Here is a 12,615-nt window from a genome sequence, read left to right on the forward strand (position 1 = left end):
AATTGCACAAGCGTAACAGCAAAAAAATTGTGCTGATAGATTTTCTTAGGGGAAATTTACCATACAATATTCGATATCAACTACAGATATCATGCCTACCAACAAGACCCCACCCAGCGAGATGATTCGCGTGCCAACTGTACTAATTCCTATAGTACGTCACCTAGCCAAAATCCACCGCGATGGTCACACAACAGCTTTACTGCAAGGATTACAAGATTTGATAGCACAGTTCGATAGCAGTGTAAAACTGGAAGCAACTAACGAATTACAGCAAGTAGAGGAGAAGCTCTTAGAACTGGAAACGCACCTTTGCCAACAAGATCAACAGGTGGCCACTAAATTGGAAGTGCTTGCTAAACAGTTAGAGAAAATTGAAAAAGCAATCGCTTCTGGCAAATACGGTGGTGGTAATTCTAGACCCCGGCGGTCAGGGTATCCCTACCAGTATCAACAACAAGCAGTAGAGATCAAAGAATTTGCTCCTGAGAACTTAGCGCAACGGTTGGGGGTAACACCGCAGAGTTTAATTACGGAACGGGAAACCAAGAGTGAGAAAGAATTTATCAGTTGGTCCAGGAATCGAGATCCTAGTAGTTTAGGATGGAAATTTCAAGATGGCTTGTATTATCCAGTTAAGCAGTAGTAAATAATTAAAGATTCTATGTGTGTGTTTTCTTGGTTGCTTGATGTTAAGTGTATTACCCCCCACCATTTATGCTACTATAAAGTAGGAAAAATATAATTACCTTTTGGTAATACTATGCAAGCTGAAAAACTTTCCATTTCCTTACCATCTTCTTTGGTACAGTTTATTGAGAATTATAAATTGACTAAAGGCTGTAAATCTCGTTCTCAAGTAATTGAGTTAGCCATAGAATTACTGCGTTATCAAGAGCTAGAACAAGCTTACCGGGAAGCTGCGGCGGAATTTAACCCAGAATGGGATTTAACCGTAGGGGATGGGCTGACAGATGAAACGTGGTGAAATATACTTTGCCAATCTCAGTCCCGCAGTGGGGTCAGAAATGGATAAACGCCGTCCTGTACTCATTGTTAGTAATGATGCTAATAATAATGCCTCTACTACGGTGACGATTTTACCGATTACATCTAATATGATTCGTGTCTATCCTTTTGAGGTTTTATTAAATCCAGAAGATTCGGGTTTATCTAAAACTTCTAAGGTACAAGCGCAACAAATACGGACAATTTCTAAACAGCGCGTTTTAGGAGATATGGTAGGGTGTTTAAGTCAAGAGTTGATTGATTTGGTCAATGATGCTATCAAGCTACATTTAGGTTTGGAGTAGCAGATATTAGTAAGCATTCAGCAGTTAGTTAATGCCTATAGCTTGCGTGACGATGTAGGAGTCATACGGCACGCTATAGGCGTTCAGCTATCAGCAAGAATTGAATTGATAAGCATTCTGAATATTAATTCTCGATAACGAGATAAAGCATGAATAAACTCTGTACGAGTTAGTCAGGCTATTTCTGCTGCTTTATTTTGCGATATATCACCTAATTCGTACCATTTTACGGCGGCTGCAATTTTCATTTCTTGCACAAATTCTTCAGGATTTTTTCGCAGTGCAGAAAATGCGGTTTCTGGTAATTGAATGGGTATGGTTTTCATGGTTTGAGAATTGGGGACACTATGGCTTACGCCACGCTACGCTTCAGCCAGGACTACCGCTTACCGCTCTTGCGTCCACGCAGGATGTTACAAACCTCTCAATTTGCGGGTTGTTTCTACTAGACTTTGAGCAAAGAGATCGAATCTTTGGGAGAGTTTTTCATCCAATAGCTTACCTTCGGAATTAAAAGCAGCATAAGCTTGACCGATAGCAATCTGCTCAATAATCGCATGACAGTGAACCCATCTGAGAATTATTCGCAGGTCATTGAGAGCATTACTGTTTACTTGCCCACCCAAGATACTAATCAAACCAGCAACTTTACCAGATAGTTGCTCGAAACTCATTAAATCTAGGGCATTCTTTAACACACCGCTCACACTACCATGATATTCTGGTGTGGCCAAAATCAGCCCATCTGCTGACAAAACTGTGTCGCGTAATTTCTGCACATCTGGGTAGTCTGGATACTCTTGAGAACCATCACAGAACGGTAATCTGAGTTTCCGCAAATCTAAAATTTCTACTTCTGCACCCAAAGCTTCCACTCGCTGTGCTGCTACTTGCAAACCTAGCTGAGTATAAGAACCAGTTCTTAAACTCCCAGCAATCCCCACAATCTTAACCATGATTCCCTCAGTTATAAACTCTTAAAAAATCTTAATACTATTCCTGCTGTGATGCTACTCACAAGAACCGATTGATAGCTACCACCTGGAGGAGTAGTCATAAAAATACCCGGTAAGTAGTGTCAGTCTAGGGTGGAAATTTCAGGTTAGTGATGGCTTGTATTATCCAGTGAGGCAGTAGGGGAATAAAAAGTGCTACGATGATCAACCATCGGGGGTAGACAGCGAATGTGAAAATTGACCGCCACGGCAAAGCCAAAGTTCTTACCCAACCAGAAATCCAGCGATTATTTACAGAAGGTTTGACCACTGCTCGTGATCGCACCCTTTGTGCTGTCATGCTCTACACAGGTTGCCGTGTCAACGAAGCTGTCACCTTGAAAATTACCGATGTCTACGACAAAAAAGGCAGAATTCGGCCAGAACTCATCCTCCGCAAAGGTAACACCAAAGGGAAACTAGCTACCCGCACCATTCCCGTCCTAGAGGACTTGAAGCACTTCCTAGAACAGTATCACCCCCCAACTACCAGTGAGGGATTTTTGTTTCCCGGACGCTGGGGACGGGGACATCTGCACTCGGACTCGGCCAGTATTATCTTTAGAGAAGGTTGTCAGCAAGTTGATATCGAAGGCGCAAGTACCCACAGCTTCCGCCGCACTGCTCTAACATTAATGAGCAACGCTGGTATCCCCCTGCGGGTCATTCAAGAAATTTCCGGTCATCGTAATTTGGAGCAATTGCAAAACTACCTTGAGGTAGAAACGTCACAAGTTCGGGGGGCGATCGCCTCCTTGTCCATGCTCACCCCAGTAGCAGCAGAGAGTCATACCACCCTAGACATAAGTAGCACCAGTGACAGGGTGAAAACTGACGGATAGAGCGACTCCTAGATCGGGAAATAGGAATTTGACGATCTATGGACGATAGTAGGCACGTCAACAGTTTTGACTGTCAAGAGGGTTTTCATGCTGTTGAGCTAAATGGACATCTCCCTCATCCTTACTAGAAGGCAAAGTATTGTAAAACTTCGCCGAATTTATAGACAAATATAGTCATCTATATTCATTAATCACAAAGAAGTCAGCTAAAATCACCTATACAGGTTTTCTTGTGCAAAGGGAAATGAGCGAGAATTTTGTGCATCATAAGCAGGAAGATATGTTAGTATATATGCGCGAATATTCAGAGAAACCAGTTAGTGTATGCAAGTAGTCGAGCGGCATATCATTCAAAAAAATCATCCCCATTATCAGGAGATTGATAAATTATGTTTTGCTGCCAAAAACCTCTACAATTATGCTAACTTTCACATTCGCCAAAGTTTTATCTTTGCTCAAAAATACCTCGATTACAATTGTTTAGCAAAACAATTAAAATCAACAGAACCATACCAAGCCTTACCAGCCAAAGTAGCGCAACAAGTATTATTAGGACTACATCGCAACTGGTCTTCTTTTTTTGCAGCAATTAAAGCTTATGCAGAAGATAAATCTAAATTTTTAGGTAGACCGAAATTACCCAAATATAAACACAAAGAAAAAGGTAGACATTTATTAGTTTACACAGCCCAAGCAGTGAGTAAACCCAAAATGAAAGCAAGGTTGATTCATCTGTCACAAACACAGATTTACATTCCCACAAAAGTAGACTATGTAAATCTCAATCAAGTCAGAATTGTTCCCAAAATTGACCATTATGTAGTGGAAGTTGTCTATGAAAAAAAGGAAACAGATTATGGTTTAGACAGTAATGCTATAGCAGCGATTGATTTAGGAATAGATAATCTAGCAACCTTAACATCAAACCAGCCGGGATTTGTACCAGTTCTGGTTTCCGGGCGGATTATCAAATCAATTAATCGTTATTACAATCAAAAAAAAGCTCAACTCAGTTCTTTACTACCAAGTTATCAAAAGACATCTAAACGACTACAAAGTTTAACTAAAAAACGGAATTTTCGAGTAGATGATTATTTGCATAAAGCCAGTCACTTAATTATTGACCATTTACTACAGTCTGGGATTGGCACTTTAGTAATAGGTCAAAATCCCTTGTGGAAACAGAATGCGAATTTGGGCAGCAGAAATAATCAAAACTTTGTTTGTATTCCTCATACTCGATTTGTACAGCAGTTGAGTTATAAAGCGAAATTAGTGGGTATAAATGTATTGGTTTCTGAGGAGTCTTATACCAGTGTAGCTTCTTTTTTAGACCAAGATACTATTCCTACTTATGGCAAAGCTGACTCGAAAGAAGTGAAATTTAGTGGTCGCAGAATCAGGACTAAGCTGTACAGAGCAGGTAATGGTTTATTGATTCATGCTGATGTCAATGGTAGTTTGAATATTTTACGCAAAGTAGTCCCGACAGCTTTTAGTCTAGGGATAGAGGGCGTTGTAGTTCGCCCCGTCGGGGTTATTCCCGGCAAATTAAAGGCATGAGATATTGGTCTATGTTTTTTGGAACTATACAGTTACAGATCCTAAATTTGAAGTAAAGTATGCTAGTGGTCTGTCAATTTTCTATTTGTGGATGAGGTTTATAGTTAATAGGCTTTCTATTTTCCCTCAGACTCACAATTTTTAGCTTGACAGACCACTAGCCAACTTCGTCAATTAACGAGGGATGACTACTTAACCAGTAAGTTGACTTTAAGTAACCAGCGTCTAGTTGCATAGCCGGAAAACCGTGTTTCTGTAGCACCTTTTGAATGCGCTCAAATGCTTCTGGTAATTGGTTAAAGGGAATGTCCGGAAAAGCATGATGAACAGCATGGTAGTTGAGACCTCCCATCAACCAACCGACTAAGGAACTTGTCTGGAGATTGCGACTAGCATACATCTGGGTGAGTTGGTGGTTTTTAAACCTGCCCCACAATGCGTAATGCTCTAAGTGGTCTCGTGTTTGTAAGATGATGCCAATTATCCGTTCCAAAATGAACCAAAATAGTAAATAACGCCACAGTTGGAAGTGAGAAATTACCAGGGTTAAGAACACACCTTGTACCAACAAGATTCCGACAACATCCAACAGTAATTGACGGCGCATATTAGATACTAACTTCTGGAATTGCAGCCCCTTGAGCAAGGTTTTCACAATTAGCCCAATTCCTCCCAACAGAAAAATATCGCAGCCCCACTGATGTCGCACATACCACTGCAACAGCGGACTTGCCTGCTCATATTCTTGCTTAGTCCACTGCATTCTTTCTGGGTCTCTTAAGTTAGTTCCATTCCAGGCATGATGCAAACGGTGCAGTTCTCCATAGACACCATAAGGTGAGAGTATTGGCCAGCTGATTAACCGAGGCATAACAATATCAAACCATTTCCATCCTGTCAATGTCTGATGGGTCATATCATGGGTACAAATCAGCAAAAACGAATAAACAACACCTGCCAGCATAGTTGCAACTAAATAGATGCTACCCATTGGCACTGACCAAGCCAATATCACTAAGCTGAGGAATATCAATCCCAGTACACCAAAGCGTAGTAGCCCTATGCTTGGATTTATTTGGTGTAAGTCGGTTGTAGCTTCTTGTAAATCTTGGGAGATATTAGTCAACGTCATGTTTATAGTGAGTTTGTTTACCTGCCCATTACAATTAAGATAACTGTTGATGCAACAACCAATAATATTTTTGATTGTCCAATCTAAAATTCCCCATTAATATACAATTCATACCCCGTTAAATCTCTATTTCCCGTGGCTGAGAATTCAAGTATCTCCCAATACTACTCGGTTAAGCCTTTTGTGGGCATTACAGCAATACCTGTGCCAAAATCCTGAAACCCTATTGATCTCGTAACGATTTTATTGGCTTTCAGCCCTATATTTTGCAAATTGGCGAAGGTATTGTTACAGATAACGATATTTCAACGGGTTCAGCCTTCTGGATTTCGTTACTTTTTGGTTAAGCCCTTTTTGAGCATTAGATATAACGATATTTCAATGATTTCAGCCTTTTTGATTTCGTTACCCGAACAGTATTAAATCCTGACGACGATTTCAACAGCTATTTAACCTATGATTTCGTTCCGTTCTATAAAACTTACCCAAAATTACCAAAGTCTAGACACATCTGGACAGCGATAACCTTAGTGCTTATTTCCTGTTTAATCACGGTCTTAGAATGACTTCTAAGAGATTTGTCCGCTCCACAGGCTATCTCGGTAGAACTTACCGTTTCTGACCGTAGTTCCTAAAAGGAAGCGCTACGCTACAGGGATAAAAATATCCGCAAACCATCGGTCAATGTTTTTAGCGGCGTTGAGGTCACGATCCTCTGTATGTCCGCAATCAGGACAAATATAAACGCGGTTTTTTAAGGGCATTTTATGACGATGATTACCGCAGTTAGAGCATATTTGAGAACTGGGGAAAAACCGATCCACAAGGATTAGTTCACTCCCGAATTTCTCAGTTTTATACTCTAACTGCCGTTTAAATTTATACATACCACAGTCAGCGATAGCACCCGCTAATTTATGGTTTTTCAAAAATGCCTTAACGTGCAAATCTTCTATCCTTACAATGCTGTGATTTTTAGCTAGATAGTAGGTTAATTTGTGTATGGAATCCTTGCGAATATTAGAAACTTTGGCGTGTAATTTAGCCAATTTTCTCACAGCTTTTTTACGATTATTAGACCCCTTGACCTTCTGGGTAACGCTACGCTGTAAACGTTTCATGCGTTTACTCATCCGGCGGTAGGCTTTGGGGTTTTTGAATATTTCACCATTACTGCAAACTGCTAACTCCTTTATTCCTACGTCAACGCCGATGGTCGGTCTATCTGCAAGTATGGGAGGTTTTTCAATCTCGTACTTCACAGAAATAAACCATCTATCAGCTTGTCGGGAAATTACACAGTTATGAGTTGCGGTAATTGGTAGAGGTTCGGCTAATCGTACCCAACCGATTGACGGTAATTTAATTCTTTTACCATCGTTTTTAATTAACGGTTTCGCCTTAGTCCCTGACTCTAAATAAAAAGAATCGTGCTGTCCTTTTTTCTTGAATCGGGGTTGTTTCGATGTTTTGAAAAACACCTATCCCATGCTTGGCGTAAGTCAGTTAACGCCTTTTGTGGGACATTTTTGTTAACTTCGTAATACCAAGCGTGTTCAGATTTAACCTCGGCGACTAACTTTTTATGCAAGTCAATCGCTGATGGTAATTTAAGTTTTTCGCCTTCTTTGCGAGTAGCTAAAATATCTATGATTTGAGCATTTGCCCAGTTGTAAGCGTGTCTAGCGACTCCAGAAGCCTTGCGAAAAGCTGTAATCTGTCGGTTATTTGGAACTAGTGCAGTTTTGAATGATAAAAGCATTGATTCGACCTTCAATGTTGTGTTATCATATCTAGTATATCAGACATATTAGGATTTGGCAATGCCTCGGATTAAATTTAAACCACAAAATAAAGTAGCCTACGATAAATCACCCTTGCAATTTAAGGTTTTACCTGGAGTCAGGGAAAAAATTAAAACCGTCCCTGACACAGCAGCAACGGTTGAGGGATTTTGTTGATCAACTTATTGAAGACTTGGACAAACAGTAATATATGGATAGTTATGGATAGAAATTATCAAGCTGTTTCTACCCCTAAAGTAGATCCACTTCCAGAATTAAATCTGGTCGAAATCCAGCAGTATTTAGAGAGTGGACTGTTTCATGGCATCGGCAAGAAAACAGCCGCAACTCTTGTCAACCACTTTGGCTGTGACACCTTATCGGTGTTAGATGCCTATCCAGAAAGAATTGAGGAAGTCCCTGGACTTGGTAAATATCGAACCGTTGCAATTACTACAGCTTGGTCAGAGAGTAAAGCCAATCCGACCAGAGCTGCTGTTGCCAAACTTTTGGCAGTGGGAACATCATTGCGGTTAACCTTAAAGATTTGTGAGTATTACGGATACAGAACCTCATCAGTCCTCGCCAACGACCCGTACAAATTAATTGATGACATTGAGGGCATCGGCTTTAAAACTGCTGATGAAATAGCACTGTCCCTCGGACTTGAAGTTGACAGCGCCACTCGTTACCAAAAAGGTCTGCTTCATGTCTTGAAAGAAGCCTTGAGTGAGGGCAATTGTTTTCTGCCTGAATCCCAATTGCTGGTGCGGGCTGTGAATGCGCTCAAGCGTCCAGATCACACACCCGACTATCAATCTTTGACTGCCATTTTGGCTCAGTTAATTGAGAACCAAACTTTATTTTATGGCGAGATTGCCAATAGTGTTTATCAAAGAGCCGCCTACCGCGCTGAACTTTCTGTAGCATTAAAAATTCAAACTTTAATTAACCAACCAACTCACTCAACAGAACATCTAGAACACTGGTTAGCCGAATTTGAAGCAGTTGGCTATCGCCAAATCGAACGATTGAGTAAAGAACAGGTCAGCGCCTTGTTCATGGCAGTTAAACATCCGATTAGTATCATTACCGGCGGACCCGGACGCGGTAAAACCTATGTGTTAAAAAGCTTAGTGGAATGGTTGACATCCATTGGGGCAAATATAGCTCTGGCAGCCCCCACGGGGAAAGCTGCCAACCGGATGAAATATGCCACAGGCATGGAAGCAACTACCATTCACCGTCTCCTGCAATGGCAGGGACGTGGACAAGCTTTTCTCTATAACGAAGATAATCTTCTGGCTATTGATTGGCTAATTGTTGATGAATTTTCAATGGTGGACATATTTCTGTTCAATTCTTTACTCAAAGCTTTACCACCAACCACGCAAATTCTGCTAGTAGGAGACTCTGACCAATTACCCAGCGTTGGGGCGGGAATGGTGCTGCGAGACTTGCTGCATTCCGAATTAGTACCGACAACGAGATTGCAAACTATTTATCGACAGCGACACGAAAGCCCGATTATCTATGCAGCCAGCGACGTAAATTTTGGCACAGTTCCGACCCTGCACAATTTTAATCAGGCTTCGTCGTGGATGGATGTAGGGGACTGCGCCATGTTAGAAACTCCTTCACCACAAGCGACGGCTGACATGATTGTCGAGTTAGTCACTGCCATAAACCGTGAAAATGTAGATTTAAATCAACAAGTGATGGTGTTAGCACCCCAAAAGGAAGGGGCAGCAGGAGTTCACAATCTTAATCAGTTGCTGCAACCAATTTTCAATCCCCCAAAAGATAACCAGCCAGAAGTCGTTTCTGGGTCAGTCGTCTACCGCATGGGGGACCGGGTGATACAACTAAAAAATCGTTATGATACCGACCCCCCAGTGATGAACGGTGAGACTGGTCAGGTGATTGCTGTAGATGCCCAAAAATCAATGGTGAAGATTTTATTTGAGGGAGGGGCGATGATTGACTATTATCCTGGTTACTTTGAGCAAATTATGCATTCGTTTTGTATAACCTGCCATAAGAGCCAGGGTAGTGAATTTCCCTATGTGATTTTCCCATTATTAATGTCTAACTACCGAATGTTAACCCGGCAACTGCTTTACACCACCATGACTCGCGCTCAAGGGACATTTATCGCGGTGGGACAAAAGGAAGCATTAAAGATAGCTGTGGTGACAGATAAACCAGCAAAACGGTTTACTGGGCTAATGACTTTACTCATCTCACCCATTGATGAACTGGTCAAAATATGGGAGAGTTTAGGCAAAGCCAAGGGTGTTGCCAGTAAAACACCATCTATGGTAACAGTTGCGTCTAGATTGCGCGATCGCTCCATTAATGCTACCCCAGGACAGATGACGACTATCGGCACTATCGCACTACAACTGTATGAGGAGAAATATGGACATCGCCCGTCGAAACAACCTGAACAGGTGGGTAAGTTTCGGTTTAAGACTTATCACTATGAGATAGGGGCGGTTGAGTTAATTGACTCGGCGATTGATTTAGTGATGAATCAGTAATTACTAGCGGTCACTTTACTTACTCGCATTAAAGTTCCATCTTTTTCCAAACGAGAAAGCGTTTTGCTGACGGCAGTAACAGGATAGTCGGAGAAGTCAGCGTACATCCAATACCCTTCTTCACATTCCTCAATTCTGTTGCGGATATTTTCTGCAGCACTACTCTTAGTCCGTTTCATTTTTTTATTTCAACAAGATTTAGCTTACCGGGCATTCCTGTAAACGAAATCCAGGTTTCTGTTATTGGTTTTTAGTTTTTTTATCAGTAAGCTGTTCAAAAATCGGCAATTTGGCAACCAAGTTTTTACTATTAACGGTTTAATAAAAATATCAACAGGGATAACGGGATAAAACAGAACTTCAACAATAATTTTCCCACTCCCTCGCCAGTTGCCAATAGAGTGCTGTAGCATACCCCCCCTAAAAGCTAATTATCAACACTCTTTCACCGCTTCAAACACAACTGGCTAGATTTACATCCATACCAGAATAGCGCAGATGCACAGTTCGGTTGCAAATATTTGCAGTCGTTAAACATCAATTTAACGACTTGATCTACAGGTAAAGTTATACGATTAGAAACTAAATATGATTAAGTATAAATATAAGCGTCCCTTTAACAACGGTTTAAAAGTGGTAAATCACCAACTTTTTTTTGAATGGGTGATATAGTTAATTAACTAGTTAGACAAAAACTAGTTTAAAGAACTAGTCTAAAAACTAGTAAAAATCCTCAAACCGACTTAAACCCACTCAAAAGCCACTAAGTAGATAAAATTAACTTATCTATGAAATTTTATGGCTTCTGAACTCTCAAGAGGCAAAAATGGTTATTTTAGACCTAAAAAATTTAAAAAGCAATACTCACTTCACTGTATCTAATGCTTTGAAGAATTTCTTTGGGTTTATTCTCGAAAAAATACGCCATGAACCTGAATTAACAGAAATCAAAAAATTAGTAAAGCAGTTGGAAGAATTGCCCAATGTTGATGGGGTTAGAGTATTACGAAATAAGGATAACAGTTCACATGAAATAGTATTTCAAATATTATCTCATGTAGATTCTGACTCAAGAACAAAGCTTGTTAAAACAGCAATTTCTTTGGCAATAAAAACTGAAAGAAAACTTGATAGTATCTTCAATGTTGAAGATTGGGATCTTGGAGTTAGAGTAGTCAAAAAGTTTGAAAATACTAATAAGAACCAAAAAGTTGTTTTAACAAATGTCCAAGCAGAGCATCTACGAGCAGCAAGCTAAACTTAATGAAGAAAATGCAAGAAAAGCCCATACAGAATCACCTGAATGGGCTATTATTATGTATTTTTATGCTGCCCTGCACTGGGTTAATAATTATGCTCATAAAAGAGGTGAAATGTCCCAGTTACAAGACACAAATAAAACAACTTCACCACATACTCTTAGAAAACGTTACGTTAAAAAAGTCTCTAAACATAAGGGCAACGAAGATGAATTATATGAAAATTATAAGTTTTTATTTGATGAGAGTATGGTAGCTAGGTATTTAGAAGACGGAGAATTCGAGTGCATAAATATGACTTCTAGGGAATATTATAAAGAATGTAATATTAAAGATTATATTGATAGTTTAGAAATAATTAAGAAAATGCTTAGGGAATAATACAAGCGTTTTCTTAGTTAGTTCTGCTAAGTAGGTGGGCGGAGGAAAATCAAAATATATTTCGTTTTGTGAAATGGCTAAAACTCAACTACAATAACGCATTGAGGCAAATTTACATATCGTTACACATTTTGGTTATTTCACGTCCACCTACTTAATTAAATTAGATTTTAACCCTAACCTAAAGTCTTAGTCTTATTAACCACCCACCCGATCTGATTCCCCAACTTACCTGTTTTGGTGAAAGTAAAGCTACCCCATACAAAGGTCAATTCATCTTTACCTACCGTTGAGATAACACCAATCAATTCTTTTACCTTAGCTGTACTTAAGTAGACTGTGTTTCTGATTCTGAAAGCGTGGTTAAAAGTTCTTCTTTTCTTTTTTCTAATTCAGAGATTTTCCGTTTCAAACTACGGATTTCTGTATTGATTTTCGATAATTCAGCTTTGTGCTTTTGAGTTGTGAGATAATCCGACCCATATTTTTAAATGACAAAATCTTCTACCTCATTCCTTAAGAGTTTGAAGCACGGATTTCCATATAAAGTGTTGTGCCGATATTGCAATTTTCCTGATTTGATAGCCGCAATAATTTCTGTTTGCTTCAGGTTAAATTCTTTTTGGGCTGTTTTATCGCTCAAAGTAGCTCCCTTTTGTCCCCAAAGGGAATTATCTTCTTCATGATTCATTTGGTAGGTAAAGATTAAAATGAGGGACTAATTGGGATGCTCCCAAACAATTTCGCCTTCACTGTCGCGAAAAACTTGATTAAATAACGTATTTTCCATGAGTTTCTGCTGT

General features: G+C 39.9%; 15 protein-coding genes and 1 pseudogene. 9 read left to right on the plus strand and 7 right to left on the minus strand.

Annotation, left to right across the window (positions count from 1 at the left end):
- Positions 1–91 precede the first annotated feature (91 nt).
- The 3 genes from HGD76_RS24600 to HGD76_RS24610 all read left to right on the plus strand — a co-directional run bounded on the left by HGD76_RS24600 (position 92) and on the right by HGD76_RS24610 (position 1,313).
- Positions 92–646, plus strand: coding sequence for a hypothetical protein (locus HGD76_RS24600; RefSeq protein WP_168697586.1), 555 nt, complete (start codon positions 92–94; stop codon positions 644–646).
- 117 nt (positions 647–763) lie between these two features.
- Positions 764–988 (plus strand): ribbon-helix-helix domain-containing protein, encoded by a 225-nt coding sequence (locus HGD76_RS24605; RefSeq protein ID WP_096666814.1) that lies wholly within the window; start codon positions 764–766, stop codon positions 986–988.
- Entirely contained in the window at positions 975–1,313 is a 339-nt protein-coding gene (locus HGD76_RS24610; protein WP_168697587.1) for a type II toxin-antitoxin system PemK/MazF family toxin, read from the plus strand. The genes HGD76_RS24605 and HGD76_RS24610 overlap by 14 nt, the downstream gene beginning before the upstream one ends.
- Positions 1,314–1,489: 176 nt before the next feature.
- On the opposite strand, the pseudogene HGD76_RS24615 reads toward HGD76_RS24610, so the two are convergent.
- Positions 1,490–1,639 (minus strand): annotated as a pseudogene (locus HGD76_RS24615) (UPF0175 family protein); the annotation flags it as partial.
- A gap of 87 nt (positions 1,640–1,726) precedes the next feature.
- Positions 1,727–2,269 carry an NADPH-dependent FMN reductase gene (locus HGD76_RS24620; protein WP_168697588.1) on the minus strand — a complete coding sequence of 181 codons (543 nt, stop codon included), beginning with the start codon at positions 2,267–2,269 and terminating at the stop codon, positions 1,727–1,729.
- Positions 2,270–2,499: 230 nt separating this feature from the next.
- Between HGD76_RS24620 and HGD76_RS24625 the strand changes: the two genes are divergently transcribed.
- Both HGD76_RS24625 and HGD76_RS24630 read left to right on the plus strand, forming a co-directional pair.
- The gene (locus HGD76_RS24625; RefSeq protein WP_168697589.1) at positions 2,500–3,150 is read left to right on the plus strand and encodes a tyrosine-type recombinase/integrase; all 651 of its coding nucleotides are present in this window, start codon (positions 2,500–2,502) and stop codon (positions 3,148–3,150) included.
- 324 nt (positions 3,151–3,474) lie between these two features.
- Entirely contained in the window at positions 3,475–4,713 is a 1,239-nt protein-coding gene (locus tag HGD76_RS24630) for an RNA-guided endonuclease InsQ/TnpB family protein (RefSeq protein WP_168697590.1), read from the plus strand.
- A 157-nt stretch (positions 4,714–4,870) separates the two neighbouring features.
- Here HGD76_RS24630 and HGD76_RS24635 read toward each other — a convergent pair whose 3' ends face one another.
- The 3 genes from HGD76_RS24635 to HGD76_RS25725 form a co-directional block, all read right to left on the minus strand.
- Positions 4,871–5,845, minus strand: coding sequence for a fatty acid desaturase family protein (locus HGD76_RS24635; protein WP_168697591.1), 975 nt, complete (start codon positions 5,843–5,845; stop codon positions 4,871–4,873).
- A 644-nt stretch (positions 5,846–6,489) separates the two neighbouring features.
- Complete coding sequence (locus tag HGD76_RS24640) at positions 6,490–7,326, minus strand: RNA-guided endonuclease InsQ/TnpB family protein (RefSeq protein ID WP_233467287.1); 837 nt, start codon at positions 7,324–7,326, stop codon at positions 6,490–6,492.
- Positions 7,260–7,607, minus strand: a complete 348-nt coding sequence (locus HGD76_RS25725; RefSeq protein WP_233467289.1) for a helix-turn-helix domain-containing protein — start codon at positions 7,605–7,607, stop codon at positions 7,260–7,262. The genes HGD76_RS24640 and HGD76_RS25725 overlap by 67 nt, the downstream gene beginning before the upstream one ends.
- Positions 7,608–7,668: 61 nt before the next feature.
- Between HGD76_RS25725 and HGD76_RS24645 the strand changes: the two genes are divergently transcribed.
- Both HGD76_RS24645 and recD2 read left to right on the plus strand, forming a co-directional pair.
- Positions 7,669–7,806, plus strand: a complete 138-nt coding sequence (locus tag HGD76_RS24645; RefSeq protein WP_168697562.1) for a hypothetical protein — start codon at positions 7,669–7,671, stop codon at positions 7,804–7,806.
- A gap of 44 nt (positions 7,807–7,850) precedes the next feature.
- Positions 7,851–10,172: an SF1B family DNA helicase RecD2 gene (gene recD2 / locus HGD76_RS24650; RefSeq protein WP_168697592.1), complete on the plus strand. Its 2,322-nt coding sequence runs from the start codon at positions 7,851–7,853 to the stop codon at positions 10,170–10,172.
- Here recD2 and HGD76_RS24655 read toward each other — a convergent pair.
- The gene (locus HGD76_RS24655; protein ID WP_168697563.1) at positions 10,166–10,351 is read right to left on the minus strand and encodes a hypothetical protein; all 186 of its coding nucleotides are present in this window, start codon (positions 10,349–10,351) and stop codon (positions 10,166–10,168) included. The two genes, recD2 and HGD76_RS24655, sit on opposite strands and share 7 nt — an antisense overlap.
- Positions 10,352–10,998: 647 nt before the next feature.
- On the opposite strand from HGD76_RS24655, the gene HGD76_RS24660 reads away from it, so the two are divergent.
- Together HGD76_RS24660 and HGD76_RS24665 are read left to right on the plus strand one after the other, a co-directional pair.
- A complete protein-coding gene (locus HGD76_RS24660; protein WP_168697593.1) occupies positions 10,999–11,430 on the plus strand; it encodes a hypothetical protein in 432 nt (143 codons plus the stop codon).
- The gene (locus HGD76_RS24665; RefSeq protein ID WP_168697594.1) at positions 11,396–11,812 is read left to right on the plus strand and encodes a hypothetical protein; all 417 of its coding nucleotides are present in this window, start codon (positions 11,396–11,398) and stop codon (positions 11,810–11,812) included. Before HGD76_RS24660 ends, HGD76_RS24665 begins: the two co-directional genes overlap by 35 nt.
- A gap of 487 nt (positions 11,813–12,299) precedes the next feature.
- Here the strand turns inward: HGD76_RS24665 and HGD76_RS24670 are convergent, their stop codons facing one another.
- Positions 12,300–12,503 carry a hypothetical protein gene (locus HGD76_RS24670; protein WP_168697595.1) on the minus strand — a complete coding sequence of 68 codons (204 nt, stop codon included), beginning with the start codon at positions 12,501–12,503 and terminating at the stop codon, positions 12,300–12,302.
- Positions 12,504–12,615 lie beyond the last annotated feature (112 nt).

It is taken from the genome of Dolichospermum flos-aquae CCAP 1403/13F (genome assembly GCF_012516395.1).
GTDB classification, from domain to species: domain Bacteria; phylum Cyanobacteriota; class Cyanobacteriia; order Cyanobacteriales; family Nostocaceae; genus Dolichospermum; species Dolichospermum lemmermannii.

Excerpts from the sequence above, each read along its gene's own strand:
- HGD76_RS24600 (WP_168697586.1), top strand. The coding sequence starts at position 92 with ATGCCTACCAACAAGACCCCACCCAGCGAGATGATTCGCGTGCCAACT.
- HGD76_RS24605 (WP_096666814.1), top strand. The coding sequence starts at position 764 with ATGCAAGCTGAAAAACTTTCCATTTCCTTACCATCTTCTTTGGTACAG.
- HGD76_RS24610 (WP_168697587.1), top strand. The coding sequence starts at position 975 with ATGAAACGTGGTGAAATATACTTTGCCAATCTCAGTCCCGCAGTGGGG.
- HGD76_RS24620 (WP_168697588.1), bottom strand. The coding sequence starts at position 2,269 with ATGGTTAAGATTGTGGGGATTGCTGGGAGTTTAAGAACTGGTTCTTAT.
- HGD76_RS24630 (WP_168697590.1), top strand. The coding sequence starts at position 3,475 with ATGCAAGTAGTCGAGCGGCATATCATTCAAAAAAATCATCCCCATTAT.
- HGD76_RS24635 (WP_168697591.1), bottom strand. The coding sequence starts at position 5,845 with ATGACGTTGACTAATATCTCCCAAGATTTACAAGAAGCTACAACCGAC.
- HGD76_RS25725 (WP_233467289.1), bottom strand. The coding sequence starts at position 7,607 with ATGCTTTTATCATTCAAAACTGCACTAGTTCCAAATAACCGACAGATT.
- HGD76_RS24645 (WP_168697562.1), top strand. The coding sequence starts at position 7,669 with ATGCCTCGGATTAAATTTAAACCACAAAATAAAGTAGCCTACGATAAA.
- recD2 (WP_168697592.1), top strand. The coding sequence starts at position 7,851 with ATGGATAGAAATTATCAAGCTGTTTCTACCCCTAAAGTAGATCCACTT.
- HGD76_RS24655 (WP_168697563.1), bottom strand. The coding sequence starts at position 10,351 with ATGAAACGGACTAAGAGTAGTGCTGCAGAAAATATCCGCAACAGAATT.
- HGD76_RS24660 (WP_168697593.1), top strand. The coding sequence starts at position 10,999 with ATGGTTATTTTAGACCTAAAAAATTTAAAAAGCAATACTCACTTCACT.
- HGD76_RS24665 (WP_168697594.1), top strand. The coding sequence starts at position 11,396 with ATGTCCAAGCAGAGCATCTACGAGCAGCAAGCTAAACTTAATGAAGAA.
- HGD76_RS24670 (WP_168697595.1), bottom strand. The coding sequence starts at position 12,503 with ATGAATCATGAAGAAGATAATTCCCTTTGGGGACAAAAGGGAGCTACT.